Source organism: Terrimonas ferruginea DSM 30193 (assembly GCF_000425585.1).
Taxonomy (GTDB): Bacteria; Bacteroidota; Bacteroidia; order Chitinophagales; family Chitinophagaceae; genus Terrimonas; species Terrimonas ferruginea.
The window spans coordinates 206,245-232,082 of the sequence record NZ_KE384399.1 but is presented as its reverse complement, the minus strand read 5'-3'; the positions used below and the strand labels follow the sequence as shown (position 1 = coordinate 232,082).

Here is a 25,838-nt window from a genome sequence, read left to right as displayed (position 1 = left end):
CCGATACTTCGGGCCGATACTTCGGGCATAAGCTATAAGTAATAAGTTAAAAAGCCATGGTGCGTACCCTGAGGTTCTCGAGGGGTGCATATCGTGGCTTTTTATTGACACTTCACTCATTCACTGATGCCTTATTGACCTGTTCATCTTCAATGTTGTGATTCGTATAAACTCCGGCGGCAACAGCAGCAGGAACCAAAACGAAGGAACAAGCTCAAGGTACAGGTAAACAAAAAGACATGCCCACATTAAGATGGGAAATGCCCGGACCAGATAGCGGTGGTAAAAAAAAGTCCCGGGAAACAACGACAGATACCAATGAGCGGCAAAAAGCAGGATGATAAAAACCACAGTACAGATTATGGTGTAAGTAAAAGGGAGGTTGTCCAATGCGGGTTCAGTCGCATTACTCTCCGGCAGCTATAAATACGCTTCTCTGCCTTCATTATAAAATCAGAAAAGCCTCTGCTGAAAAGAACGTTCGATTCCATTGAACGATGAAGATCAGTCTATTCCCGGGTAATGTTATTACATCATTCTCCGGAATTGTTATATAATTCACACATTATTCCCCATTTACCGGACGGTCAGCCATATTTGCCGTAGTATTGTACAGCCAAGTGTCCACTGATAAAAAAGAAGATTTATTATTTCATTTTTTTTCTGATCAGGCGCTGCTGCTTTCTTCGCAGGCATATAACATATTGTAAAAATTAAACGGCTGACCGTTATGCTGTTACTGCGTTTAATGATTCATTGAAAGGAAATAATCACCTCTGCAGTTATCAGCAAAATCTGTTTATAATATTTTTCAATAGCCTCACAATTGTTTGAGATCAAGGCAAACCTGTTTAAGACTGTGGCATGGCAGGATAATTGAGTCTATATATCGAATGCACTTACTGAATCTCCGGGAATATCCGGCTACCTTATTCCTACGCTGCGGCCCAATCAACCACTCCAGTGAAATTGCACATCAAAAATATGGTTTGCATCCGTTGCACAATGGTCGTGAAGGCGGAACTCGAACAGTTGGGATTACACTATACGAACGTGGTGTTAGGCGAAGCAGATATAATTGAAAACATTTCGCCGGAACAATTGGACCAGTTCAAAAGGGCACTTTTGAAATCAGGACTCGAACTGATGGATAACAAAAAAAGTGTACTGATCCAGAAAATTAAAACTGTGATCGTAGAACTGGTACATTATTCGGAAGAGCCGTTGACCATCAAATTTTCGGAATACCTCAGCAGCAAACTGAACCACGATTACACTTACCTGGCTAATCTTTTTTCAGAAGTGCAGGGCACAACGATAGAGAAATTTTTCATAGCGCATAAGATTGAACGGGTAAAAGAGTTGTTGGTTTATAATGAGCTAACCCTTACGGAGATCGCATTCAAAATGCACTACAGCAGTGTTGCGCATTTGTCCAGCCAATTCAAGAAGGTAACAGGTCTGACTCCGACGCATTTCAGACAGCTTAAGGACAAGCGACGTTCGATGCTCGAAGACGTGTGAATTATACAATTCTTTCACAGGATACTGTAACGATAGTACGTTTAAAAAGACTCACCTTTATTACAGCTCTCCATTCAAACTAAAAAAGTGTTCGTGTTTATCATTGTTTCCGTTTCCGTACTATTAATCGTCCTGTTTTTTCTTCGCGTACTCTTCTATTCAAAAAAGAACATTTCTGAAAAATCTTTCTCGATCGCCTTGCAGAGTGAAAATAACGGAGAGTATGAAGACGCCCTGCTCAATTATGAGATCGCACTCGTTCAGGTAAAAAAAATGAAGCACCACAAAGATCTGAAGAGTAAAATACTTGAAAAGATCAAAGTGTTGCATACCGTCATTCAATACCAGAAGAACCTGTTCAATGTGAATAAGAACGCATATTAATAATCATGTACAATACTTAAAAAATGAATAAAAGCAATCTCTTACTCTCCGCACTTTTTATAAGTGCTGCAGTACATTCACAAACGTCTGTTACTACCGTGCAATATAAAACAATGATGCAGCCGGCCCTTACCCTTGAACTGGCCAACAACCAGGAAGATGTAAAAGCCACCATCCTGCAAAAGTTAAAAGATGCAGGCTACAAGCCGCAGACAGAAGGACACCTGTTCTGGAAGAACAATACAACAGACGGGTTTTATGTATTCAACAATACCCAACTTCCTTCCCTGGGCAGCCAGAAGCTGGACATGTATTTTAAAATAACGCAGAAAAACAAAGAAGAAAAAAACAACAGTCTGATCTACTTATTGATCAGCACCGGTAATGAAAACTTTACGTCACCCGAACAGGATACCGTGCTTTGGGACAATGCCCGGGTTTTTCTGAACAGCCTTATCGAAAACACTACGGCTTACAGTCTTGAAGAAGACATCAGGAAGCAGGAAGACGTTTTAGCTGCTTCACGGAAAAAGTTGTCGAATTTTCAGAAGGATGAAAAAGACATGGATGGCAAAATGAAAAAAATGCAGGACGATCTCCGGACCAACAAAGACAACCAGACCAACCAGCAGCTTGAGGTGGAAAATCAACGGCAGGCACTGGAGGCATTGAAATTAAAAAGAAAGGCATAATGGCCCAAAAGCCTGACCTACAGCCCCCTCCTTCCGATGTGGGAATTATATAACAGATCTGTTAAATCGTGTAACAACCGCAAAAAGCCCGATGCTACCTTTACACTGGTTTTTCATAGGATATTGGACTTAATACAGGGCTGGATTTTTATCCTGGCCCTTTTTTATTTTCCAGGCAACCTTACACTCAACGTATCTATAAAAATTCACTTACTGTAAAATACAATTTATGACCGACAAGCATACAGAAGACCAGGAAAACACCGAACTGGAAAAATCGAAAGCGCATATCATCGTTGAAATAATTGAATACATGGCCAATTCAGTGGTAATAAAAACAATTATCAAAAAATCGACCGGTAATATCAGCGTTATGTCATTCGATAGTGGAGAAGGGTTAACGGAAAAAATTTCCCCTTTCGACACCTTTGCCCAGATCATTGAAGGGAAGGCCGAGATCGTTATAGATAAAGTATCCCACCTGGTAGAATCTGGTCAGGGTATTATTATTCCGGCCCATTCATCCAATTATATACGCCCCAACGGCCGTTTCAAAATGATCTCAACTATTATTAAGAGCGGATATGAATAACTTTCTTCCGGTTAAAATCATCAATGGAAAAATTCAGTTTCGTCATCTTCATATTAACAGTGCTCATTACATTATCTGCACTGATAGAAAAGATAAGACTTCCGCATCCCGTCTTTTTTGTAACAGCGGGACTGGCTATCGGTTTTATTCCCATACTTCCCGACCTTGTGCTGGACCCGGAAGTGGTATTCGTCATTTTTCTACCGCCACTGCTATACGACGCCGCTTTCCATATGTTCTGCCGCACCAGCCACACTGTTTAAAGACGCATTAAAGAAAAGATACGAACACCTTGCCCGGCAATTGACCGAAGAAATACAAACACAGGCAGAAAAGGAAAGCCGGCGAAAGGATTTTCCTTCGATAGCACTCACTTCCGTAGAACAAACCCGGATAGAAATTGGCAAATTTCAGCGTCAACTGCTGCTTAAATTGCACAAGGAAGGGCATTTCACCAGTGCCGCAATAAAGCAGGTGGAGAGAAACATGGATATTGATGAACTGCAGTTGGCAAATAAGTTATAAGTTAAACGGCCGTCGTAAGTATTAAGTTACCTTATTGGTGTTGACACCATAAGTGTTCGGAATGTTTATGCCCAGGAGTTGCTTTTCATTTTTAAACGTAATGACGGCGTGAGGTATAAGTTAGCGCCCTTGTTGGTCTCCCGACCAACAAGCAAGCGTCAGGTAGCTTTGATAGGTTAAGGTCAACTTGGTGCATAACTCAACCAGGAGCAGGCCCGTTGGTCTGGAGACCAACGGTGGCGTGATGTCGGAATGACAGGTTTAAAATCTTCCGAACAGTTGTGGTGTTGACACCAACAACGGCGGAGAGCTCATTCACGATTGACGATTGACGAATTTGCTTCATTTTTCACATTTCGCTAGGCGGTAAAGGCATATTATTTGCGCTCTTACTATTAAATTTTTCGCCGGATGAACTGGATCGATTTGCTGTTGGTGGCTGTATTTCTTGTCGCTGTGTGGACAGGCTGGCACCGGGGATTTATTCTCGGCACCCTGGACCTGGTCGTGTGGGCGGGAAGTTTCCTGGTTGCCTATCTCGGATATCCGCACACTTCATCCTGGTTTGAGGATTGGTTTCCCCGTTTGGGGGTATGGCTGTTGCCCGCTGCATTTCTTTCCACCCTCGTAGTCGTGCGTGTATTGCTGGGCGTCATTGCTCACCGAGTAGTGCGCCTGATCCCGCATTCTACCATGAATACCGGCGTTAATAAATTACTGGGCATGCTGCCGGGTGCGGTCAACGGATGGATTTGCACGGTGGTGCTTTCCGCCCTCCTGCTCGCCTTACCACTCAAAGATGGTGTAACGCAGGAAACACGCGACAGCAAACTGGCGGTTACACTGGGCATGCAATCCGAGTGGGCCAACAAAAAACTGGCACCCGTATTCGACCAGGCAGTACGCCAGACAATGAACGGATTAACGGTGCAGCCCTCCTCCCACAAAACCATCCAGCTTCATTTCACCTACAATAATCCGAGAACACGTCCCTTCCTCGAAGCCAAAATGCTGGAGATGATCAATGAAGAACGGGCGAAAGAAGGACTCAAACCGTTGCAGGCCGATCCGGAAATGGCTGCCGTGGCCCGGGCCCATTCAAAGGATATGTTTGCAAGGGGTTATTTTGCCCACAATAACCCTGATGGCCAGGACCCTTTCGACAGGATGGAGGCGGCGAAGGTAAAATTCCGCACAGCCGGGGAAAATCTTGCACTTGCACAAACACTGGAAATCGCCCACACTAACCTCATGAATTCTCCCGGCCACCGCGCCAATATCATGAATCCGGCCTTTGGCCGCGTAGGAATAGGCGTGCTTGACGGCGGATTTTATGGCCTCATGATCAGCCAGGAATTCCGCGACTAACGGGAACGGCATAGTTTTTCTCCTCTTTCCCGTAAAAGGCTTTATGAAATGGGATTGGGAAAAATTTTATGACCGCGCTTACAACTGGGTATTAACCACCGGACCGCGGCTGATCATTGCCGTGGCACTTTTACTTATCGGGCTCTGGCTGATCCGTGTATTTATCGGATGGATGCGCAAGGGCCTGGAACGCAGAAATTTCAACCCCTCGCTGAGGTATTTCCTCCTCAACCTTACGGCCATTTCATTACAGATTGTATTGATCCTGATGGCCACACAGATCGTCGGCATTCAACTCACTTTCCTCACCGCTATTATCGCGGGTTTCAGTGTGGCCGCCGGTCTTGCCTTGTCCGGCACACTGCAGAATTTCGTAAGCGGCATTTTAATCCTCATGTTGAAACCTTACCGCGTCGGCGACAACATCAGTACACAGGGACAGGAAGGTAAAGTAACGGCCATACAAATGTTTTATACAACCGTGCTCACCTACGACAACAAAACCATCACTATTCCCAACGGACAGCTGTCCAACAACGTAGTCGTAAATCTTAGCAAAGAAGGCAACAGGCGTATTGATATCGATCTCAAATTCAGTTATGGCATCGATGAAAATGAAGTAAAAAAAGTAATAGAGAAAACCCTGCAGGATTCAAAGGACATTCTCTCCCAACCTAAAGTACGTATTGGCATTACACTTCTTGAGGCAGATAAATACACACTCAGCGTAAATGCATGGACATCCGCACATGGTTTCATCGATTCAAAAATAGCCTTGCAGGAAAAAATATTGAAAGACCTGCGGGAAGCTGGCATTAAGTTGCCCGGCATGTGATTTTTATGGTACAATAGTTGGTTTTTTTAATTTAAACACCAAACGTTATGAAAGTACAATCCATACTCTTTCTCTTTTTATTTACACTCGTATTCCTGAGTAGCTGCGGCGTAGTAGAAACGGTTTTCAAAGCAGGCATGTGGTGGGCATTTTTCCTTGTAGCGCTTGCCATCGTGCTTATACTCTGGATTGTCGGGCGTGCAAAAAAATAAAAGATGAAAAAAATTAAACTAGCCGGAATTTCGGGCAGTCTCCGCCGCGATTCATTCAATACACATTTATTGAAAAATGTTGCGGACCTGCTGCCGGAAAATGTATCGATGGATATTTTATCTATTGATCTTCCACTCTACAATGCAGATCTCGATATTCCCGAATCAAAAGAGCGCCCCGCCGCCGTACAACAATTCAGAGACGGACTTGCAGCAGCGGAAGGACTGATCATCGTTTCACCCGAATACAATTTTTCTATCCCGGGGCTTCTCAAGAATGCGATCGACTGGGCTTCACGTGGCAAAGATTCTCCCATGCTCAGAAAGCCTGTTGCACTAATGGGTGCTACGCAGGGATTGTGGGGCACCGCCAAAATGCAAGTGGCATTTTTTCCCGTATTCCAGTTCATGGATATGAAGGTTGTTCAACAACCGGAAGTGCTGGTGGCAAAGGCCCAGGAAAAGTTTGATAAAAATGGTAAATTGACCGATGAAACGTCGGTCAAGCTAATCAGGCAGAAGATTGAGGCTTTGCTGAACTTAGTTGCAACCCGATAAATGTCCCCTTGGTGGGCCTCAGAGACCTCATTATATTGACCATTCACGATTCACGTTTGACCATTCACTTAAAAAAACCGATATGAAAAAGAACCAGACTCCCGATAAAGACTCAACCGTCACCAAAGAAGAAAAAGAATTACTGGATGATGCTGCCGACTCTACCGGTTCCGAAGACGATCAGCAACTCAAAGATGCCCGTCTCGACGACACCGATGAGGACGGAGAACCGCTTAATGAACATTCCGAAGACCTGACCGGCGACGACCTCGATGTACCCGAAGATGACGACGACCAGGAAAGAGGAACGGAAGACGATAGTGATGAAGAAAACAGTTCCTACAGCCTCAGCGATGATAAAGAAGACGACATCAATACCCGGCAGTAAACCGTCTCAAAAAATTAACCGGCCCCCGAACCATCGGGGGCTAATTTTGTTGTACCTTTTTTATCAGATAAATTAACTGAGAAATGACTCCCACTAACGCCTATGCAGCACCAGCCGCCGGAGCGGCTCTTGCTCCCTTCCAGTTCAACCGCCGCAATACCGGTCCGAATGATGTTAAAATCGAAATCCTCTATTGTGGTGTTTGCCACTCAGATATTCACCAGGTAAGAGACGAATGGGGCGGCTCCATTTTCCCAATGGTTCCCGGCCATGAGATCGTAGGCCGCATCATCGAAACCGGCAGCGATGTTACCAATTTCAAAGTCGGCGACCTCGCAGGCATTGGTTGCTTCGTAGACTCCTGCCGTACTTGTCCCAGTTGCGCCGCAGGGGAAGAACAATATTGTGATAACGGCATGACCGGCACTTATAACAGCTACGAACGCGATGGCCGCACCCCCACTTACGGCGGTTATTCCACGCACATCGTAGTGGATGAAAAATATACACTTCACATTTCCGATAAATTACCACTCGAAGCGGTAGCTCCTTTGCTCTGTGCAGGCATCACCACCTACTCACCGCTGCGTCACTGGAAAGTGGGCAAAGGTTCTAAAGTAGCCATCGTGGGTCTCGGAGGCCTCGGGCACATGGGCGTAAAATTCGCCGCCTCTTTCGGCGCAGAAGTAACGGTGATCAGTACCTCAGCCGGGAAAGAAGACGATGCACGCAAACTCGGCGCACACCATTTTGCCGTAAGCAAAGACAGCGCGCAGATGCGCAAACTTCGCGGCGAATTCGATTTCATTCTCGATACCGTTTCCGCAGAACACGACTACAATGACTACCTGCAACTGCTGAAGCTAAACGGCACACTGGTAGTAGTAGGCATTCCACCGAACCCTTCAACCGTAAATGCGTTCAACGTTATCGGCAAACGCCGCTCACTCGCAGGCTCCATGATCGGCGGCATCCGCGAAACACAGGAGATGCTGATCTATTGCGCAGAACACGGCATCACCTCCGATATCGAGCTCATTAACATCGACCAGATTAACGAAGCGTACGAACGCATGCTGAAAAACGATGTGCGCTATCGTTTCGTAATAGATATTGCTTCGCTCAACAAAGCCTGAGGGCATTGAGCTTCTGACGATTGCCGGCCTTTTTAAAACAATCAATTATGGAAAAAAGAAAACTTGGCCAGTCTTCGCTGGAGTTGTTTCCCCTTGCTTTGGGCACCAATGTGTTCGGATGGACCGTTGATGAACCTTCTTCGTTTGAATTGCTGGACGCATTCACCGGAGAAGGTTTTAGTTTTATTGACACTGCCGATGTTTACTCCCGGTGGGGTGAAGGAAATAAAGGCGGCGAGTCGGAAACCATCATTGGCAACTGGCTGCGAAAAAGCGGCAAACGCAAGGAGGTGATCATTGCCACGAAAGTTGGCAGCGACATGGGGCAGGGTAAAATCGATTTGACGAAAGAGTATATTATCCGCGCCGCTGAAGATTCCCTGCGTCGTTTGCAGACAGATACCATCGATCTCTATCAAACCCATTTCGACGATAACACCACGCCCGTAGAAGAAACACTGGCCGCTTACGACCAACTGATCCGTGAAGGCAAAGTGCGTTACATCGGTGCGTCCAACCTTACAACCGGCCGCTTGAAGGATTCACTGAAAGCTGCTGAGGAAAAAGGTTTGCCGCGTTATGAATCCTTCCAGCCGGAATACAACCTTTACAGCCGCGAAAGTTTCGAAGGGGAATTGCAGCAACTATGTATCCGTGAAAATCTTGGCGTGATCACTTACTTCTCATTAGCCGCAGGATTTCTTACCGGTAAATACCGCGGCGAAGCCGATCTGCATAAAAGTAAACGAGGCCATGGGATGGATAAATATTTTACACCACGCGGCTTCCGCATTCTCGATGCATTGGACCAGGTAGCAACCCGTTATTCCGTTACGCCCGCTACCATTGCATTGGCGTGGCTGATTGCGCAACCGGGCGTTACCGCGCCCATTTCAAGCGCTACCAGCCTGAAACAATTGAACACATTGACCGAAGCGGCGAAATTGCAACTCGATAAAGAAAGTTTGCAACAACTGACGGATGCAAGTGCATACTAGAGCAGCGACGCAAAGAATTACCTACACCCCACACCTCTATGCCCTCAAAGAATAAAAACGAAAACCTCGCTTACCTGCTCGCACGCGTGGCTGTGGGCATAAGCCTGTTTGGACATGGCGTTGTGCGGCTGCCGAAAGCCGGCGCTTTCAGCGAATGGATGCGCGACCGCTTTGAAAAGAGTTGGCTGCCCGCTCCTGTTGTGGGCACTTTCGGTTACGTATTGCCCTGGATCGAATTCGGTATCGGGCTGTTATTGATCATCGGTTTGTTCACACGATCGGCATTGATCGGCGGCGCCGTGCTCATGATTGCATTGATCGGCGGATGTTGCCTGATCGAAGACTGGTCCGCCATTCCCTCGCAATTGATGCATGCCGGTTTTTGTGCGCTGTTGCTGGTTTTTCTTGAACGATATAATTATTATTCCTTTGACCGTCGCTTTCTGTCGGACAATCCTTAAAATGATTTGTAAAACATGAGCCTGCTCTTTTCACCTTATAAGCTACGTTCGCTGACATTGCGCAACCGTATTGTCGTTTCGCCCATGTGCCAATATTCCGGCGAAGATGGATTTGCCAATGACTGGCACCTTGTACACCTCGGAACACGCGCCACCGGCGGTGCCGCGCTGGTGATCCAGGAAGCAACCGCTGTAACGCCGGAAGGAAGGATCTCTCCGCAGGACCTGGGTATCTGGAAAGATGAACATATTGACAAATTGAAATCAATCACCGGCTTCATCCATAGCCAGGGAGCGGTGGCAGGCATCCAACTCGCCCATGCCGGTCGCAAAGCCAGCACGGCACGCCCATGGGAAGGCGGCAAACAATTGAACACAGCAATGGGTGGCTGGACAAGCGTTGCACCTTCCGCCATTCCTTTTTATGAAAATGATATTGCCCCGGAGGCGCTGAGCGAAACCGCCATTGAAGAATTGATACAGGCTTTTGGCGATGCGGCTTCCCGCGCATTGAAAGCCGGTTATAAACTGGTGGAAATTCATGCGGCCCATGGCTACCTGATTCACGAGTTTCTCTCACCACTGAGCAATCAACGCACCGACCAATGGGGCGGCTCATTTGAAAACCGCACACGCTTTTTACTGCGCATCGTTGATGCCGTGCGTAAAGTATGGCCGGATGAACTGCCGCTGTTTGTCCGCATTTCCGCTACCGATTGGGTAGAAGGCGGGTGGGATCTGGAAAGCTCTGTTAAACTAGCCGCGATACTGAAAGAAAAAGATGTTGACCTGGTAGATTGCTCTTCAGGTGGATTGGCACCGAATGCCATTATTCCCGCTGGTCCGGGTTACCAGGTGGGTTTCGCGGAAACTATTCGTAAAGAAGCCGGTATAGCTACCGGTGCCGTTGGCATTATCGTAACCGCGGCCCAGGCCGAAGCCATTTTGGAGGAAGGGAAAGCCGACCTCATCTTCATGGCGCGTGAACTGCTGCGCAATCCTTATTTCCCGCTGGAAGCGGCACAACAACTTGGGGATGAGATTGAATGGCCCGCGCAGTACGCAAGGGCACGCCGTCCACTCAAATAGCAGGATTTCGTATCTTCGCCACTCATTTCACCTCACCAAGTTGCTCGCCATATTTACCGTAAAGGCAACTTTTTAATATGAAAACCGCTACCGGATTTGTTTCCCGTGTTTATCAACGTTTACTCGCACCCGTGGTCGCCTCGGTGACGCAGCCGGCAACGGATGAAAAAGAGATTCCCCAAAAACATACACGCCTGCAGATACGTATTGCCGTATCCGCTTTTTTCTTTTGCCAGGGAATCAGTTTCGCTTCCTGGGCCAGCCGCATTCCCGACATCAAGTATAACCTGCAACTGACCGATGCCGCATTGGGCAGCCTGTTGTTATTGCTCCCTGCCGGCCAACTTTCCGCCATGCCATTTTCCGGTAAACTGGTCACCCATTTCGGCAGCAAAAAGATCATGCGCATATTCCTCGTGTTGTATGTACTCGCATTGACCAATATCGGTTATGCCTCTTCTGCCTGGCAACTGGGTCTTGGACTTTATTTATTTGGTGTATTCGGCAACATGGCCAATATTTCCGTCAACACACAAGCGATCGGTGCGGAAAAAATGTATGGCCGTACCATCATGACCTCCTTTCACGGCACCTGGAGCGCTGCGGGACTTACCGGCGCATTGATCGGTATGTTGATGATGTCGCTCCGGGTAACGCCGCATGTTCACTTCTGGATCGTGGCAGGTTTTGTGATCTGCACAGTGATGATCGCACAGAATTACCTCGCACCGGGCCGCAGCGCCAGTGCCACTGCGGAAAAAAGACGTTTCTTTTCTTTACCCAATAAAGCATTGGCACAACTGGGCCTTATCGGTTTTTGCAGCATGGCCAGCGAAGGTGCCATGTTTGACTGGAGCGGTGTTTACTTCAAGCAGGTAGTGCATGCCCCCAACGCCTTTGTATTGCTGGGCTATCTGGGCTTCATGGCCACCATGGCAACAGGCCGCTTCCTCGGCGGCAACCTGCTTACCCGTTACGGACGTAAAAAAGTATTGCGTGTCAGCGGCATCATGGTGTCAACAGGTTTATTTATTTCCGTACTCTTTCCTTACCTCCTCACCGCATCACTTGGTTTCATCATTGTCGGACTGGGTGTATCATCCATTGTTCCCATGGTGTACAGCAGCGCAGGAAAAGTGTCCAATGTCTCTCCCGGCATAGCACTTGCATCTGTATCCAGTATCAGTTATCTCGGTTTCCTGATGGGACCACCCCTGATCGGGTATATCGCTGAACTCGCCAGTCTCCGCTGGTCGTTCGCCGTTATTGGTCTCGCAGGATTTACCATTGCTTTGCTCGTATCAAAACTGAAAGTATTGAACGACTGACAACCGGGATAGCCTGTATTTATTCACTTTATTAAAATGCCTGCTATGCGTTATGTTATCGCATTAGGGTTGCTGCTGACAATGGGAACCTTTACCCATGCACAACAATCGACGCCGGTTAACGGCACCAATCTTGAAAACGTATCCTACCCTTTCGACGTGCACTACCTGTCGCTGAACGTGCAGGGTGAACCTCTTCGCATGGCCTATATGGACATAAAACCCGCCAGCCCGAATGGTCGTACGATTGTGCTTTTACATGGAAAAAATTTCAACGGCGCATACTGGGAGCAGACGGCGCGCGACCTCCAGCAGGAAGGCTACCGCGTCATCATTCCCGACCAGATCGGCTTTGGCAAATCATCCAAGCCCAACCGTATTCAATACAGTTTTCCCTTGCTGGCTTCGCAAACAAAAACATTACTTGATACATTGAATGTGACAAAAACCATTGTGCTCGGACATTCAATGGGTGGTATGCTGGCAACGAGGTTTGCCCTGATGTATCCGTCCCTTACCGAAAAACTTGTACTGGAAAACCCAATCGGGTTGGAAGACTGGCGCCAATACGTGCCTTATATGCCGGTGGAAGAATGGTACCAGGAAGAATTGAAGCAGACATACGAAAGTATCCGCCAATATCAACTTACATTTTATTATGATAATAAATGGAAGCCGGCCTACGACCGTTGGGTGAATATGCTTGCCGGCTGGACTACCAACATCGATTATCCACGCATTGCCTGGAACTCCGCATTGCTGTATGACATGATCTTTACGCAACCCGTATGTTATGAATTTGATCAACTGCGTATGCCGGTATTGCTGATCATCGGTCAACGCGACCGCACAGCCCTGGGCAAGAACAAAGCGCCTGCCGGTGTACGCGGGCAGTTGGGTAATTATCCCGTACTGGGTAAAAAAACAGCGGCCCTGATCAAGGGTTCGACACTGGTGGAAATCGACGGCATCGGTCATCTCCCGCATATAGAAGCGTATGAAAAATTTATCGCACCTTTGAAGGCATTCCTGAAAAAATAAAAGCGTATTGAAGAGCACACTCGCAAGATGGGGGATTGATGGTTTTCTGCTGGCGATCGTTGCCATGATCATACTGGCTTACCTGGTGCCCGGGCCCGGCCTGGCCAAAGAACCTTTTTCACTCGAAGAAGCGGCCAACTATGGCGTATCAATCATTTTCTTTTTTTATGGCCTGCGGCTTAGCCCCAGGGCCATGCGCGAAGGACTGGCTAATTGGAAAATGCATGTGCTGATCCAGGCTACCACTTTTATCTTTTTTCCTTTACTGGCATTGGCCGTAAAACCATTTTTCCATTCGGAAGATGGTATACTGCTATGGCAGGCTATTTTCTTTTTAGCGGCCTTGCCTTCCACCGTATCTTCTTCCGTGGTAATGGTATCGATCGCACGGGGAAATATTCCTGCTGCCATTTTTAACGCAGGCATTTCATCGTTGCTGGGTCTTGTGTTTACGCCTTTATGGACCGGATTGTTCATTACCTCCAACAGCGAAGTACATGCGGACACAAGCCAGATCGTTGGCAAACTTTTATTACAGGTTTTGCTCCCGGTAGTATTGGGATTGTTATTGCATCGTTATTGGGGAGCTTTTGCAGAAACCCATAAAAAGAAACTGAAACTGTTTGATCAGACCGTAATCCTGATCATTATTTATACCTCCTTCTGTCATTCTTTTTACCTTCATTTGTTTGACAATTTTACCGCAGGCGGATTGCTGTTGCTGGGTGCGGGTATGCTCACCCTTTTCCTGGCGGTAATGGGCATTGTATATGGCATTTCGCAACTGCTTGGTTTTTCTGCAGCGGATCGTATTACCGTTATTTTCTGCGGTTCAAAAAAATCGCTGGTGCACGGAACGGTAATGGCGAATGTATTATTTGCAGGAAGCGCGGCAACCGGTATCTTGTTGTTGCCACTTATGTTTTATCATGCCTTGCAGTTAATAGCGGCCAGCATACTGGCGCAGGCTGCGGCAAAAAGACAGATCAACTGATATGGCTGCTTTTATCCTGATCGGCATTTGTATTTTGGCGGGATTCCTATTCCGCCGCTCGGGGCTGTTACCGGAAGGATCGCACAAGAGCATTAATGTCTGGATTATTTATCTCGCGCTGCCTGCCGTTTCTTTTAAATATTTACCGCATATCCGCTGGAGCCCTGAATTGATCTTTCCTGCGGTAAGCCCGTTGATCATCTGGCTGGCGGGCTGGTTATGGGTAAAAGTTTATGCATCCCAACGCCGTTTACCCAAACCCGCCGAAGGCGGATTGAAACTGACCGCCGGATTGGCCAATACCTCTTTTGTTGGTTTTCCATTGGTAACGGCCTGGTTTGGGGAACACGAATTGGGAACGGCCATCATTTGCGACCAGGTAACTTTTATTCTCTTATCTACTGCCGGTATCATCGTTGCGATGAATTCCTCCGAATCGCATACGCTGCAACCGAAAGTGCTGGTGCAAAAGCTTATCAGGTTTCCACCGCTGATCGGTTGTATTGCAGCATTGATACTGCCGCATTTTTTTAATCTGCAACCACTGGATCCGCTGTTCAATACATTGGCCGCTACGGTGGGGCCGCTGGCGCTTTTCTCTATCGGATTACAATTGAATTTTCAGGGTTGGCGGGAAGAGGTACACCCTATCGCATTTACTTTATTATACAAACTGATTGCTGCACCGCTCATCCTGTTGCTGATCGCTTTCTTTTTACAAATGAAAGGAGTGATTGCGCAGGTAACCGTGTTCGAAGCGGCCATGCCTACCCTGCTATCTTCCGGCATCATTGCCGATCAATACAATCTGCATCCAAGACTGGCCAGCCTGGTGATTGGCATCGGTATTTTATTGGCGTTTATCACTACAGCGGGATGGTTCTGGGTTATTCAGCAGGTGCTCACCTGATTATTGTGTATTGAAACGTACCAGGTATTCTCCGGTTGTTTGTCCTTCGGCCATCAGATTGGGCGCCAATACAAGCCGGTAGGTTCCGGTTTTCCCCAATTGATAGGTAAGTGTGTTGCCGAACGGACCGTCGGCCGTACTATCGGGTATAAACAATTGATTGAAGCGCAGGTTGAGACCAGGTGTAAGAGCGACCAGTTCCGCTTCGAGGTGAACGGGTTTGTCTACCCGCAGGTAACAGCTTACCACCTTGCCGCTGTCGAGATATCCGTAAATGGGACCGACCGCGGTGTCGGGAGTCAATACGACTGTAAAGCTTGTATCATGAAGAGGTTTCATGGCAGTAACGCCCTCAGGATCCGGAATCGTGGCCTTGGATGGTCCCTTATCGCGGCAGGCGAAAAGACCAAACAGCAGGAGGAATGGCAAGAAGTTTTTCATAACGTTTTTACCACAAATAACTTGCCGTTATCCCGCTACCACTTCGTCGCGACGTTCACCGATCTGCTGCCGCCACATGGCATAATACAGGCCTTTTTGTTCTACCAGTTCTGCATGGGTGCCTTGCTCCGCCACCTTTCCTTTTTCCAGTACAATAATCTTATCGGCATGCAGGATGGTCGATAAGCGGTGGGCAATGAGTATGGTCATAGGATCCCGCTGACTGGAAATAGTCCTGACGGTTTCGGTAATGGCCTGTTCTGTCAGGGAATCCAATGCCGATGTAGCTTCGTCAAATATCAATAAGCGCGGGTGACGCAGCAATGCCCTGGCAATAGCGATGCGTTGTTTTTCACCGCCGCTCAACTTCATGCCTCCCTCTCCCAGCAATGTATCGAGCCCGCGCCCGGAGCGACTTAACAAGCCGTCACAGGATGCGCGATGAAGCGCTTCGATCATCTCTTCTTCCGTCGCTGATGGTTTTACAAAAAGCAGGTTATCCCTTATCGTTCCAAAGAAGAGTTGTGTTTCCTGCGTTACAAATCCGATCTGCCTGCGCATATCATTATAGCGGATACCATCAGAAGGCAGGTCATTGAAATAAATATGTCCCTCGACAGGAAGATACAAACCCACCAGCAACTTCACCAGCGTCGATTTGCCCGAGCCTGAAGGACCGACAAATGCGATGGTCTCCCCTTTTTTTATTTTGAACGACAACCCGTCGATGGCATTCTGGTGTGAGCTCTGGTGGCGGAACACCACTTCTTTAAATTCCAATGTTTCCAACTCGCCCAGTTGCAGCGGTTCCGCCGGGCGCGCTTCAACAGGTTTTTTCATCAGTTTATCAAAATTCATCACCGATGCTTCTGCTTCGCGATAAGTAAGAATAATCGTTCCCAGGTCTTGTAAAGGCCCGAAGATAGTGGTGGAAATAAACTGCATACTGATCAGTTCACCGGTGGTCAATACATGACGAAAAATAAGCCACAATAGAATAAACAGGATAGATTGCCGGAGTAAGGTAAGCGCAGAACTTTGCAGGAAACTCAGCGTGCGCACCTTTCTTACTTTCGTCATCTCCAGATCAAAGATCTTCTGTGTTTGCAACCGCAATCTTTTTACTTCGGGATAAGTAAGCCCCAGGCTTTTTACCAATTCGATATTGCGCAATGATTCAGTGATCGCACCAGACATCTGGTTTGTTTCGCGGTTGATGGAGCGTTGGATCGTTTTTATTTTTTTACTGAGCAATCCGGTCAGGCCACCGAGTACCAGCACGCCGATAACAAATACGGGAATCAGCAACCAATGTTTGGTAACAGCATACCAGATCAGGAAACCTATTCCGATCACGGATGAAAACAGCACGTTGATGAAAGCGCTGATAAAACGTTCGGTGTCTGTGCGCACTTTCTGCAGCATGGACAGGGTTTCGCCGCTGCGCTGGTTCTCAAATTCCTGGAAGGAAAGCCGGAGTGTTTGTTTGAGTCCATCATTAAAAATCTGCAACCCGAAACGTTGCACGGCCAGCCGCATTACGTATTCCTGGAATGTCTTTGCCAGGCGTGCGAGCAAAGCTATGCCCACTGCTACGATCAGCCAGAACAGTACGCCTTTCACAAGTTCATTTTCGGGCCTGTCGCCGGGATGCAGGGCGTATTCATCGATGATTTTTCCGAAGATAAGCGGATCAACCAGCGTGAGCAATTGCGCCAATCCGGCCAGCAGCAGCGACCATATGATCAGGACCCTTTGGGGGCGGAGATAATGCCAGAGTGTTTTCAAAAGTCAAAAAGTGAATGGTGAATGGTGAATCGTGAATCGTCAATCGTCAATGGTGAATAAGTCAATAAGTGAATAGATGTCTACCTACTACTTATTACTTACTACTTACTACTTACTACTTACTACTTACTACTTACTACTTACTACTTACTACTTAATACTTACTACTTACTACTTATTACTTACTACTCAACTAAGGTACAAAAAAAGCCGCCCTTAACAGGACGGCTTTACTAAAGTAAAAAAAACTGCTAGCCTCTTCCGAAGCGGCGTGCGCCACCTCCGTCATTACCTCTGCGTTCGCCGCCACCACTGCGGTTCTCCATGCGCGGCTGCTCACGACGTTCAAACTGCGGGCGCGATTGCTGCTGTGGTTGACGCGGCTGTTCTGTTCTGATCTCGCGGCGCGGCGGCTGTTGCTGCTGCGGGCGATCAAATGTATTGTTACGTTGCGGTGTTGCATTCTCCTGGCGATTGCCGCGGTTGGGCCGGTCAAATACATTGGGCCTGTCTGCGGGACGGTTGTTATCCGTTTGCTCACGACGCGGAGGAGTTGTACGTTCCGGTCTGTTGTTATTGTTGTTATTTCCCCGGTCAAATACATTCCGTCCCGGCGTGTTGCCGCGATCAGGTGTAGCCGGTGTGTTGTTGTTATCGTTTCTGTTACCACGATCGAAACGGTTGGGACGATCGTTGTTGTTATTGCCGCGATCGTTGTTATTATTTACGTCACGGTTAGGGCGGTCAAATACATTGCTGCGGCCCGGACGATCATTGCCATTTGCTCTTTCGTTTCTGTCGTTATTATTACGATTAGGTCTGTCAAATGTGTTACCACGATTATTACCGGCTGTGCGATCATTGCGGTCATAGCGATCGAAACGTTGCGGAGCGAAATTGCGGTTGTTGTCGCGGTTCACCGAAGGTCTGTAGACAGACACCTGGTTGTTGCGGAATCCTGCGCGGCCGGGACGGTCTGCATCACGGAAACGTGCAGGGCGGATGGTGCCTGCATAACGCTCGGCATCTCTTCTCCCCGGACCGCCGGATATAAACACATTCGAACGGCGATTGTAATTATTGATGATGGTTGTGTTATTAATGATCGTTACGTTGCGGCTGCGCGGTACGCAGTAATCATAAATGCGTGGAGAAGAAATATAACGGCGTGGCGCAAAACACCAGTAAGAGGAAGGAGGATTATATCCACCAAATCCTACACTGATGCTGATACCAGGACGAAGCGGAGCCCATCCGTAGTAGTCGCCACCATCGCGCCAGGCAACCCAGGCGGGCGACCACTCATAACCCGGCATCCACATCCAGCCACCATAACCGGCATCATAAAACCAGCGGCCGTAGTGGAAAGGCGCCCATCCCCAATCATAATCAGACACCCACATCCACTCATATTCATCCGTCCATACCCAGTGCCCGCCGGTGCTGTAAGGCTGGAACTCGGGTCCCATATTGGGCATCCACACATATCCGTAATCCGGATAATCGATCCAGCGTCCGTGAGGACTCAGCTCATCGTAGAACGTCTGGTAAGTTACGCTGACACCTACCTGGGCATTCGCCTGCTGTCTGACAGATCCTGCCAGCAAAAAGGCCAAAGCGAGCGTGAGTGTTGCAAGTACGCGTTTCATGGTTAAAAATTTATTTGTTTAAAATCACCGGGGTCGCCGGCAGGCATCGTTGAATTAAAAAGAGCTATTATTATGCCATGCGGTTGCACCTAAAACATCCAGTAACAAGTGTTAGCAAAACTTTTGGCTAATTTTTTTAACAGCCCGAATGTGGTAACTTTAAGTCAAACGAATTGTTAACAGCCCTCGCTAAAAACGTTAAAATAATCAGCATGGATCAGCGTATTATCGACCTCTATGACGAATATACCCACCGTCCGCTGACGCGGCCGGAATTTCTCCGCCGCCTGGCCCTGCTGGCCGGCGGCATGACAGCCGCACTTGCCCTGTTACCGCGCATTGAAGTAAATGCCGCCAATGCCCGCATAACCAACGATGCGGATCTTTTTACCGAACGCATCAAATACAAAGGCGTAAACGGGGAAATGGAAGCCTATGTGGCAAGACCCAAAGAAGAAAAACGCTATCCCGCAGTTGTTGTTATTCATGAAAACCGCGGCCTCAATGCACACATCGAAGATGTAGCGCGCAGGGCCGCGCAGGCAGGTTACCTGGCCATTGCACCCAACGCATTGGCGGTACTGGGCGGTACACCTGCAAACGAAGATGACGCAAGACAGCTTTTCCAGAAACTGGAGCAGAAAGACAGCATTGAGAACTTCGTGCTCGCATTTCCCTATTTAAAAACCAGAAAAGACTACAACGGTAAAGCTGGTTGTGTAGGTTTTTGCTGGGGAGGTGCCATGGCCAATACACTGGCGGTAAGACAGGCGGAAGGTCTGCTCGCGGCAGTGGCATTCTACGGTCGCCAGCCGGCAACAGCCGATGCAGGAAAAATAAAAGCCGCTGTTCAACTGCATTATGCCGGCCTCGATACCCGCGTCAACGAAGGAATGGAGGCGTATGAAAAAGCATTGAAAGAACACAAGATCAACTACGAACAATATGTGTATCCTGATGTAAACCACGCTTTTCATAACGATACGGCTCCCACACGTTATGATGCAGCGGCTGCCAAACTCGCCTGGTCGCGCACACTGGCCTTTTTTGAGCGTTATCTCGCCTGAGAAAAAGGGGCGGGTTATATTTGCGTATGCAACCGCTGATGGATCATTATAAAATCCTCGAGCTGCAACCACCTGTGACGCTGGACGATGTAAAAAAAGCTTACAGGAAAATGGCGCAGAAATATCATCCCGATAAAAACGGCGACGACCCTTATGCACGCGCTTATTTTTATGCGGTAAAAGAAGCCTACGAAACACTGACCGACCCGCATAAAAAACAGGAATACCTGCAACAGCGCTGGTACGAAAAAAGTACCGGCCGCAAACCGGAAGCGACCATCATCACGCCGGAATATATTCTTCAGCAATTCATCAAACTGGAAAAGAATGCAGGAGGTATGGAAATGGCTCCGCATCAGGCAAAAGAAATAAGCAGCCGCATTCAGCAACTGCTTACTTCTGATATTATCGAAAGATTGAATGATTTTAATGAAAGGCAGATCAACGATACCATCGGCGATCTCATTCTCCGCATCACGGTGCGTATGCCCTGGCCTGTGATCAATGAAGCCACTGCCCCTCTCTCCAAATTGCAGGTTTCTTCCCGGATACGCTCATCAGTCGACAAGCAAACTTCGGGCGCTTTGCAGGATTATCGCTGGTCGAAGTTCCGCGTGGCAGGCATCCTTCTCGTCACCGCACTGGTGAGCCTGTTGATCTGGCTGGTGGCTTCTGTATAATTATTCGTCACTTCCCGACAAGGTGTTACCGATCTTGTGCATGATGTTGGAAACCGGACCTTCCATCTTATTGGTGCGGTCGTCCAATGTTTCGTCTTTTAATACGGTGCCCAGCTGTAATGCTGCGGGCAAATGCGCCAGTATATCGTGACGTTCGCCGTTCAGCAAATCTTTCACATTATCGGGTGTTGCGTTATCCCCCAGCCTTTTCTTGATCTCGCTGATGGCTTCGTCGGCAATATTTTCCATATGGCGCTCTGTTTCATCGGCGCCCGCGCCGGCGTAATTCGCCACTTTTTCGACGGCTTGTTTTTCGCGACCATCATAAAGAATATGCAGCCAGTCTTCATTTGTACCGCTTTGAAGCAGGCTTTGGCAATTTTCATGATTACGTGTAAACTTGAATATGCCGGTAAGAACAGCGGGTAACGCAGCCTGTGCAAGATTTTCGCCAACGGTCTGGTGCCATTTTTCCCTGGTCTCCTGGCTGTTGGGACTGATCTTATGCAGTGGAGCATATCCCAGCGTTTCCTGTATTGTTTGAATAAGATGTGTTGCCATAACAAATGGTTTAGAATATATATAATAAAAAAACTGTGCCACAAACCCGGCATGCCGGAAACCGTAAGTCCTTCGTTATCTTTGCGCCATGCATTATGTATCGGTTGAGAATCTCTCCAAATCTTATGGCATCCAGCCTTTGTTCAGCGACATTTCCTTTCACATTGAAGAAGGTGATAAAATTGCCCTGGTGGCCCGTAATGGTTCGGGCAAATCCACCCTCCTTAAAATACTGGCCGGCAAAGAAACGGCCGACAGTGGTAAAGTGTGGATACACAAAGACGTAGACGTAGTTCTCTTTGAACAGGAACCTCAATTCGACGAAGGAAAAACAGCGCTCGACAATATTTTCTTCCATAATCACCCGGTGATCAACGCCATCCGGGAGTTCGAGCGGCTGAGCGAAGCCAATGAGGAGGAAAAGCTGACCGCTGCTATTTTAAAAATGGACGAACTGGGCGCCTGGGATTTTGATGCCAAGGTGAAACAGATTCTCGGCCGGTTAAACATTCAGCCACATCTGAATCAGAAAGTATCTACGCTCAGTGGCGGGCAGCGTAAACGCATAGCATTGGCTAAAACACTGATCGATATCGGCTTCGAGCACAAACACGTGCTGCTGATCATGGACGAACCCACCAACCACCTCGATGTGGAAATGGTGGAATGGCTCGAACATTACTTCGATAAAGAAGGTGTGACATTGCTGCTGGTGACGCACGACCGCTATTTCCTGGATGCGGTATGTGATGAAATATGGGAAATGGAAGGCAGCAACCTGTACGAACACAAAGGCGATTATGCCAATTACCTCGAAAAAAAAGCCGCCCGCCAGGAAAGTGAAGTGGCCAGCATCGATAAAGCGCGCAACACTTATCGCAAAGAACTGGAATGGATGCGCAAGCAACCGCGCGCCCGTACCACTAAATCCAAAAGCCGCCAGGACAATTTCTACGAAATTGAAAAGAAAGCCAAACAACAACTGGAAGACCAGCGGCTGGAATTGCAAATGAAGATGAGCCGCCTCGGCGGAAAGGTGGCCGAGATGAAAAAAGTATACAAAAGCTTTGGTGATAAAACTATCCTCAAAGGCTTCGACTATACATTTTCCAAAGGAGAACGCATCGGTATCGTTGGTAAAAACGGCGCGGGCAAATCCACTTTTATCAATCTGTTGCAGCACCTGGAAGAACCCGACAGTGGCAAGATCAACATCGGTGATACTGTTATTTTCGGCAACTATTCGCAGCAGGGACTGGTGATAAAAGAAGACGTGCGCGTGATCGAGTATGTAAAAAACATAGCCGAACATTTTCCGCTGGCCGACGGCTCCACGATGAGTGCCGCACAATTCCTTCAACTCTTTCTTTTTGAACCGGACAAACAATACACGTTTATCAGCAAACTGAGTGGTGGCGAAAAAAGACGCCTGCATTTGCTGACTATCCTGTTCAGAAACCCCAACTTCCTGGTACTCGATGAACCGACAAATGATCTGGATCTTCCCACACTGAGTGTATTGGAGAATTTCCTGTCAGACTTTCCGGGTTGTTTATTAATTGTATCGCACGACCGTTACTTTATGGACAGACTGGTGGATCACCTTTTTGTGTTCGAAGGTGATGGCGTTATCAGGGATTTCCCGGGTAACTACTCTCAATACAGAGCAGAAGAGCTGAAACCTGCCGCCGCAAAAGCAGCAATGCAGCAAACGCCGGCACCGGTTGCCGAAACAAAACCTGCCGCTGCACCCGCACCGCAACGCCGTCTTTCCTTCAAGGAAAAACATGAACTGGAAAATCTCGATAAAGACATTGCGCGGCTTACTGCGGAGAAAGCGCGTATAACTGCCCTTCTAAATGATAGCAATACACCATTTGAAGAAATGCACCGGTTATCCACAGAAATCGGGGATATAAGCAGTCAACTCGATGAAAAGGAAATGCGCTGGCTGGAACTCAGCGAATTGGATGGAAGATGACAATCCAAATACAACAAGTGGGAAAAAAATCACCACAATTGATACAGCCTGATCGCACAACGTGATCAGGCTTTTTTATGTGCTAACGTTCTCATAATGTTCCAACTGCACTTTCCGGATGCCTGTATCCCGTCTCCCGGCATTCCATTTGCCTTTGCATGAGTGATGACGAAAACAACTGTTTTCGCTAACCCATAAAATTCCAATATCCCTGGTTTATTGTTTTAAATAAATGTTACGTGTATGAACAGGGATTATTCAACAGACAGCCAACTGATCGATAGAATGCAGACAAATGATACGGCTGCGTTCGAAGAAATCTATCATCGTTATTGGTTTTCGCTTTACAATTATTGCTGCGGCAAACTTCACAGCCAGGAAGAAGCCCGCCAAATCGTAAAGAAAATATTTGTTGACCTCTGGGAAAACAGATTTACGATTCCGGTTGACTTCTCAGTGAACCGTCATTTATATAGCTGTGTACGCAGCGCTGTTATTGCTGCCTTGCATCATCAACTCGATGAGGGCACGGCCGTCGAAGAAGAAATTCTGCCCACGTTTGCCACACAGGCATTGCAGCAGGCGCGCAAACCTGTTACGGCTCCTGTCAAAACACGGGAACGTGAAGACACCGTAGTACGCCCCATTCTCTTTTCCCTTCGACCTGAAGAATCTTCTTTTGGATTCCGTCAACTGCGGAAAGCACTTCAAATGATGATGAACTTTTAAATCCCTGCTTATGAAAAAAGAAATCTTACATAAAAAATTATCCCGCTATCTCGATGGCGAAGCTAAGCCGGCAGAAACACGCCAGATTCAGAATTGGCTGGCCTTAGTGGATAAAACAACGGCCGTTGCGTCCGAACAAGAAAAACACCAAATCGGAGAAGAAATCCTGAATGAGATCAAAGCCGAAACAGCGTACCCTCTGTTATACCCACAACAGAAATCGTGGTGGGATCAGCTAACCGATCGTTTCAAATAATGGAGTAAACGCGTGCTGCGATCAAGGCGGGAGTAATGCCTTCCATGCATCCTTCACAGGGCTTGTTGCCGAATACGGAACTTGGCCTGGAAGGATGTTCGATTTGTATAGCTAATGAAGGATCCTGTCCCCAACCATAGAAACCCAGATAAGGATGTGTACCACCCCAGATGGAAACAACCGGTACACCATACAAAGAAGCCAAATGCATATTGGCTGAGTCCATGCTTACCATCGCTTTCAATTGGGCAATGATGGCGAGTTCTTCGGCAAAACTTATTTTACCCGCCAGGGATTTTACACCCGGAATTTCAGCTGCCCAATCCTCCAACAATGCAGCTTCCTGTTTGCTTCCGAACAACAACACTTTTGTGTCAGGGAATCCTGCAATTCTTTTCACCACTTCTTTCATATCATCCAGCGGATACATCTTCGCCGCATGTTTGGCAAAAGGTGCAATACCAACTGTTTTTCCTGAATCCGTTTTAGTAACCGGGTTTATTCCCTCCTGGATGATTAGCTTAACCGGACGTTCCAATGTTGCAAAAACTTCCGCGTGCCGTTCAAACATCGTCGGCAATTGGCGTAGTACTTTGTTGTGTGCTCTTGTCAGTTCTTTCTTCTCTGCGCGGCCTTTGTCGACTACAGCCAAAGGACCCCGTCGGCAGAACTGGCGAAGAATCTTTGTACGCAGCACATCGTGCAGGTCGGCTACGGCATCATAAGCCACTTCTTTTTTCAACCTGCGTGAAAGACGCCACAATCCACGTATGCCTTTGTATTCGCCGCGGATGTCCGCACCCATAAAATGCAAACGTGGAATATGATCAAATAAAGGTTTGACAAAAGGAACCGAGACCATTGTAATGGTGAGGTTCTCGTGTTGCTGCAACAGGCAGCGAAGCACGGGAACGGTCATGGCGATATCGCCCAACGCGGAAAAGCGAAATACCAGGATATGACGAGGTGCCGGCATCAACTATTCTTCTGCTGGTACAATACCGGGTTCAGGCTTTCATCATTGTACATCTTCATCTGCTTATACACTTTCATGTATTTGCGGCCCGCAGCAATGTCTTCGATAAGTTCATCGATGGCTTGTGTAAGATCCTGCCGTTGCGTGAGCAGCACATTTAGTTTGGCCTGGCAATTCTGCCGGTGTTCTGCGGAAGCGTCGGTGCGTTCTGCTTCCACCTGCATATGATAAATCTTGAGTTCGAGGATGGAGAGGCGATCGATGGCCCATGCGGGGCTTTCGGTATTGAAACGAGCGTCGGCTGCGGGAACAACGGTACTGTATTTTTCCAGGAACCAGCTATCAATATATTCGACCAGATCGGTACGGTGTTGATTGGAGGCGTCGATGCGACGCTTGAGGAGCAGCGCTTCTGCGGGATCGATGGCCGGATTGCGGATAATATCTTCGAGGTGCCACTGCACGGTATCCACCCAGTTTTTGAGATAAAGAAGATGCTCCAGCGTACTGGCGGCAAAAGGGTTGTTTACTGGCGTATCCACTGAATCAGCAACGTGATAGTCACGTATACTTTGCTGAAAAATAGTAACGGCTTCGTTGATCTGCATGGAGCAAAAGTAGCATAATAAGTGAATCAGTGAATAGGTGAATGGTGAATCGTCAATCGTCAATCGT

30 protein-coding genes are annotated in these 25,838 nt (G+C 47.7%); 24 read left to right on the top strand and 6 right to left on the bottom strand.

What is annotated here, in order from left to right; translation table 11 throughout:
• Positions 1-963 precede the first annotated feature (963 nt).
• From H608_RS0115515 to H608_RS0115425, 19 genes are all read left to right on the top strand, one after another.
• Positions 964-1,524, top strand: coding sequence for a helix-turn-helix domain-containing protein (locus H608_RS0115515; protein ID WP_211227072.1), 561 nt, complete (start codon positions 964-966; stop codon positions 1,522-1,524).
• 93 nt (positions 1,525-1,617) lie between these two features.
• Positions 1,618-1,908: a hypothetical protein gene (locus tag H608_RS0115510; protein ID WP_155990200.1), complete on the top strand. Its 291-nt coding sequence runs from the start codon at positions 1,618-1,620 to the stop codon at positions 1,906-1,908.
• A 23-nt stretch (positions 1,909-1,931) separates the two neighbouring features.
• Positions 1,932-2,600, top strand: coding sequence for a hypothetical protein (locus H608_RS0115505; RefSeq protein WP_028788477.1), 669 nt, complete (start codon positions 1,932-1,934; stop codon positions 2,598-2,600).
• Between the two features lie 229 nt (positions 2,601-2,829).
• Positions 2,830-3,192 carry a cupin domain-containing protein gene (locus tag H608_RS0115500; protein ID WP_038008668.1) on the top strand — a complete coding sequence of 121 codons (363 nt, stop codon included), beginning with the start codon at positions 2,830-2,832 and terminating at the stop codon, positions 3,190-3,192.
• 23 nt (positions 3,193-3,215) lie between these two features.
• A complete protein-coding gene (locus H608_RS0115495; RefSeq protein WP_028788475.1) occupies positions 3,216-3,455 on the top strand; it encodes a cation:proton antiporter domain-containing protein in 240 nt (79 codons plus the stop codon).
• A 40-nt stretch (positions 3,456-3,495) separates the two neighbouring features.
• Complete coding sequence (locus tag H608_RS0115490) at positions 3,496-3,717, top strand: hypothetical protein (protein ID WP_028788474.1); 222 nt, start codon at positions 3,496-3,498, stop codon at positions 3,715-3,717.
• A gap of 411 nt (positions 3,718-4,128) precedes the next feature.
• Complete coding sequence (locus H608_RS0115485) at positions 4,129-5,085, top strand: CvpA family protein (RefSeq protein ID WP_028788473.1); 957 nt, start codon at positions 4,129-4,131, stop codon at positions 5,083-5,085.
• A 43-nt stretch (positions 5,086-5,128) separates the two neighbouring features.
• Positions 5,129-5,920, top strand: coding sequence for a mechanosensitive ion channel family protein (locus H608_RS0115480; RefSeq protein WP_028788472.1), 792 nt, complete (start codon positions 5,129-5,131; stop codon positions 5,918-5,920).
• 47 nt (positions 5,921-5,967) lie between these two features.
• Positions 5,968-6,132, top strand: a complete 165-nt coding sequence (locus H608_RS24585) for a hypothetical protein (RefSeq protein ID WP_169395539.1) — start codon at positions 5,968-5,970, stop codon at positions 6,130-6,132.
• Between the two features lie 3 nt (positions 6,133-6,135).
• A complete protein-coding gene (locus H608_RS0115470) occupies positions 6,136-6,690 on the top strand; it encodes an NADPH-dependent FMN reductase (protein WP_028788471.1) in 555 nt (184 codons plus the stop codon).
• A gap of 82 nt (positions 6,691-6,772) precedes the next feature.
• Entirely contained in the window at positions 6,773-7,078 is a 306-nt protein-coding gene (locus H608_RS0115465; RefSeq protein WP_028788470.1) for a hypothetical protein, read from the top strand.
• A gap of 83 nt (positions 7,079-7,161) precedes the next feature.
• Positions 7,162-8,214, top strand: coding sequence for an NAD(P)-dependent alcohol dehydrogenase (locus H608_RS0115460; RefSeq protein WP_028788469.1), 1,053 nt, complete (start codon positions 7,162-7,164; stop codon positions 8,212-8,214).
• 47 nt (positions 8,215-8,261) lie between these two features.
• On the top strand, positions 8,262-9,212 hold the full coding sequence (locus H608_RS0115455; protein WP_028788468.1) for an aldo/keto reductase: 951 nt from the start codon (positions 8,262-8,264) through the stop codon (positions 9,210-9,212).
• Between the two features lie 38 nt (positions 9,213-9,250).
• On the top strand, positions 9,251-9,673 hold the full coding sequence (locus H608_RS22595) for a DoxX family membrane protein (protein WP_038008665.1): 423 nt from the start codon (positions 9,251-9,253) through the stop codon (positions 9,671-9,673).
• Positions 9,674-9,688: 15 nt separating this feature from the next.
• On the top strand, positions 9,689-10,762 hold the full coding sequence (gene namA / locus H608_RS0115445) for an NADPH dehydrogenase NamA (RefSeq protein WP_028788467.1): 1,074 nt from the start codon (positions 9,689-9,691) through the stop codon (positions 10,760-10,762).
• 77 nt (positions 10,763-10,839) lie between these two features.
• Entirely contained in the window at positions 10,840-12,090 is a 1,251-nt protein-coding gene (locus H608_RS0115440; RefSeq protein ID WP_081658914.1) for an MFS transporter, read from the top strand.
• 45 nt (positions 12,091-12,135) lie between these two features.
• Positions 12,136-13,131 carry an alpha/beta fold hydrolase gene (locus H608_RS0115435; protein ID WP_028788465.1) on the top strand — a complete coding sequence of 332 codons (996 nt, stop codon included), beginning with the start codon at positions 12,136-12,138 and terminating at the stop codon, positions 13,129-13,131.
• Positions 13,132-13,138: 7 nt separating this feature from the next.
• Positions 13,139-14,125 (top strand): bile acid:sodium symporter family protein, encoded by a 987-nt coding sequence (locus H608_RS0115430; RefSeq protein WP_028788464.1) that lies wholly within the window; start codon positions 13,139-13,141, stop codon positions 14,123-14,125.
• 1 nt (position 14,126) lies between these two features.
• Positions 14,127-15,035, top strand: a complete 909-nt coding sequence (locus H608_RS0115425; protein ID WP_028788463.1) for an AEC family transporter — start codon at positions 14,127-14,129, stop codon at positions 15,033-15,035.
• Here H608_RS0115425 and H608_RS0115420 read toward each other — a convergent pair whose 3' ends face one another.
• From H608_RS0115420 to H608_RS22590, 3 genes are all read right to left on the bottom strand, one after another.
• Positions 15,036-15,476: a hypothetical protein gene (locus H608_RS0115420; protein WP_028788462.1), complete on the bottom strand. Its 441-nt coding sequence runs from the start codon at positions 15,474-15,476 to the stop codon at positions 15,036-15,038.
• A gap of 27 nt (positions 15,477-15,503) precedes the next feature.
• On the bottom strand, positions 15,504-17,264 hold the full coding sequence (locus H608_RS0115415; RefSeq protein ID WP_028788461.1) for an ABC transporter ATP-binding protein: 1,761 nt from the start codon (positions 17,262-17,264) through the stop codon (positions 15,504-15,506).
• A gap of 251 nt (positions 17,265-17,515) precedes the next feature.
• Entirely contained in the window at positions 17,516-18,913 is a 1,398-nt protein-coding gene (locus H608_RS22590) for a DUF6600 domain-containing protein (protein WP_051268371.1), read from the bottom strand.
• A gap of 212 nt (positions 18,914-19,125) precedes the next feature.
• Here H608_RS22590 and H608_RS0115405 point away from each other — a divergent pair, with 212 nt between their 5' ends.
• On the top strand, positions 19,126-19,980 hold the full coding sequence (locus H608_RS0115405) for a dienelactone hydrolase family protein (protein WP_028788460.1): 855 nt from the start codon (positions 19,126-19,128) through the stop codon (positions 19,978-19,980).
• 26 nt (positions 19,981-20,006) lie between these two features.
• Positions 20,007-20,660, top strand: coding sequence for a J domain-containing protein (locus H608_RS22585; protein WP_038008664.1), 654 nt, complete (start codon positions 20,007-20,009; stop codon positions 20,658-20,660).
• On the opposite strand, the gene H608_RS0115395 is transcribed toward H608_RS22585, so the two are convergent.
• A complete protein-coding gene (locus H608_RS0115395; RefSeq protein ID WP_028788459.1) occupies positions 20,661-21,221 on the bottom strand; it encodes a hypothetical protein in 561 nt (186 codons plus the stop codon).
• Positions 21,222-21,309: 88 nt separating this feature from the next.
• Between H608_RS0115395 and H608_RS0115390 the strand changes: the two genes are divergently transcribed.
• From H608_RS0115390 to H608_RS0115380, 3 genes are all read left to right on the top strand, one after another.
• Positions 21,310-23,202, top strand: coding sequence for an ABC-F family ATP-binding cassette domain-containing protein (locus H608_RS0115390; RefSeq protein WP_028788458.1), 1,893 nt, complete (start codon positions 21,310-21,312; stop codon positions 23,200-23,202).
• Between the two features lie 243 nt (positions 23,203-23,445).
• Positions 23,446-23,931 (top strand): sigma-70 family RNA polymerase sigma factor, encoded by a 486-nt coding sequence (locus H608_RS23785; RefSeq protein WP_051268370.1) that lies wholly within the window; start codon positions 23,446-23,448, stop codon positions 23,929-23,931.
• 10 nt (positions 23,932-23,941) lie between these two features.
• Entirely contained in the window at positions 23,942-24,187 is a 246-nt protein-coding gene (locus H608_RS0115380; RefSeq protein ID WP_028788457.1) for a hypothetical protein, read from the top strand.
• Here the strand turns inward: H608_RS0115380 and H608_RS0115375 are convergent.
• Positions 24,180-25,163, bottom strand: a complete 984-nt coding sequence (locus H608_RS0115375; RefSeq protein WP_028788456.1) for a glycosyltransferase family 9 protein — start codon at positions 25,161-25,163, stop codon at positions 24,180-24,182. The two genes, H608_RS0115380 and H608_RS0115375, sit on opposite strands and share 8 nt — an antisense overlap.
• Positions 25,163-25,771 carry a DUF4254 domain-containing protein gene (locus H608_RS0115370; RefSeq protein WP_028788455.1) on the bottom strand — a complete coding sequence of 203 codons (609 nt, stop codon included), beginning with the start codon at positions 25,769-25,771 and terminating at the stop codon, positions 25,163-25,165. Before H608_RS0115370 ends, H608_RS0115375 begins: the two co-directional genes overlap by 1 nt.
• Positions 25,772-25,838 lie beyond the last annotated feature (67 nt).

What these genes read in the sequence shown, in the direction of transcription:
- H608_RS0115495 (WP_028788475.1), top strand. Translation starts at nt 3,216, where the DNA reads ATGGAAAAATTCAGTTTCGTCATCTTCATATTAACAGTGCTCATTACA.
- H608_RS0115370 (WP_028788455.1), bottom strand. Translation starts at nt 25,771, where the DNA reads ATGCAGATCAACGAAGCCGTTACTATTTTTCAGCAAAGTATACGTGAC.
- H608_RS0115405 (WP_028788460.1), top strand. Translation starts at nt 19,126, where the DNA reads ATGGATCAGCGTATTATCGACCTCTATGACGAATATACCCACCGTCCG.
- H608_RS22585 (WP_038008664.1), top strand. Translation starts at nt 20,007, where the DNA reads ATGCAACCGCTGATGGATCATTATAAAATCCTCGAGCTGCAACCACCT.
- H608_RS0115395 (WP_028788459.1), bottom strand. Translation starts at nt 21,221, where the DNA reads ATGGCAACACATCTTATTCAAACAATACAGGAAACGCTGGGATATGCT.
- H608_RS24585 (WP_169395539.1), top strand. Translation starts at nt 5,968, where the DNA reads ATGAAAGTACAATCCATACTCTTTCTCTTTTTATTTACACTCGTATTC.
- H608_RS0115390 (WP_028788458.1), top strand. Translation starts at nt 21,310, where the DNA reads ATGCATTATGTATCGGTTGAGAATCTCTCCAAATCTTATGGCATCCAG.
- H608_RS0115485 (WP_028788473.1), top strand. Translation starts at nt 4,129, where the DNA reads ATGAACTGGATCGATTTGCTGTTGGTGGCTGTATTTCTTGTCGCTGTG.
- H608_RS0115435 (WP_028788465.1), top strand. Translation starts at nt 12,136, where the DNA reads ATGCGTTATGTTATCGCATTAGGGTTGCTGCTGACAATGGGAACCTTT.
- H608_RS0115505 (WP_028788477.1), top strand. Translation starts at nt 1,932, where the DNA reads ATGAATAAAAGCAATCTCTTACTCTCCGCACTTTTTATAAGTGCTGCA.
- H608_RS22595 (WP_038008665.1), top strand. Translation starts at nt 9,251, where the DNA reads ATGCCCTCAAAGAATAAAAACGAAAACCTCGCTTACCTGCTCGCACGC.
- H608_RS23785 (WP_051268370.1), top strand. Translation starts at nt 23,446, where the DNA reads ATGAACAGGGATTATTCAACAGACAGCCAACTGATCGATAGAATGCAG.
- H608_RS0115420 (WP_028788462.1), bottom strand. Translation starts at nt 15,476, where the DNA reads ATGAAAAACTTCTTGCCATTCCTCCTGCTGTTTGGTCTTTTCGCCTGC.
- H608_RS0115480 (WP_028788472.1), top strand. Translation starts at nt 5,129, where the DNA reads ATGAAATGGGATTGGGAAAAATTTTATGACCGCGCTTACAACTGGGTA.
- H608_RS0115425 (WP_028788463.1), top strand. Translation starts at nt 14,127, where the DNA reads ATGGCTGCTTTTATCCTGATCGGCATTTGTATTTTGGCGGGATTCCTA.
- H608_RS0115470 (WP_028788471.1), top strand. Translation starts at nt 6,136, where the DNA reads ATGAAAAAAATTAAACTAGCCGGAATTTCGGGCAGTCTCCGCCGCGAT.
- H608_RS0115460 (WP_028788469.1), top strand. Translation starts at nt 7,162, where the DNA reads ATGACTCCCACTAACGCCTATGCAGCACCAGCCGCCGGAGCGGCTCTT.
- H608_RS22590 (WP_051268371.1), bottom strand. Translation starts at nt 18,913, where the DNA reads ATGAAACGCGTACTTGCAACACTCACGCTCGCTTTGGCCTTTTTGCTG.
- H608_RS0115500 (WP_038008668.1), top strand. Translation starts at nt 2,830, where the DNA reads ATGACCGACAAGCATACAGAAGACCAGGAAAACACCGAACTGGAAAAA.
- H608_RS0115455 (WP_028788468.1), top strand. Translation starts at nt 8,262, where the DNA reads ATGGAAAAAAGAAAACTTGGCCAGTCTTCGCTGGAGTTGTTTCCCCTT.
- H608_RS0115465 (WP_028788470.1), top strand. Translation starts at nt 6,773, where the DNA reads ATGAAAAAGAACCAGACTCCCGATAAAGACTCAACCGTCACCAAAGAA.
- H608_RS0115440 (WP_081658914.1), top strand. Translation starts at nt 10,840, where the DNA reads ATGAAAACCGCTACCGGATTTGTTTCCCGTGTTTATCAACGTTTACTC.
- H608_RS0115375 (WP_028788456.1), bottom strand. Translation starts at nt 25,163, where the DNA reads ATGCCGGCACCTCGTCATATCCTGGTATTTCGCTTTTCCGCGTTGGGC.
- H608_RS0115380 (WP_028788457.1), top strand. Translation starts at nt 23,942, where the DNA reads ATGAAAAAAGAAATCTTACATAAAAAATTATCCCGCTATCTCGATGGC.
- namA (WP_028788467.1), top strand. Translation starts at nt 9,689, where the DNA reads ATGAGCCTGCTCTTTTCACCTTATAAGCTACGTTCGCTGACATTGCGC.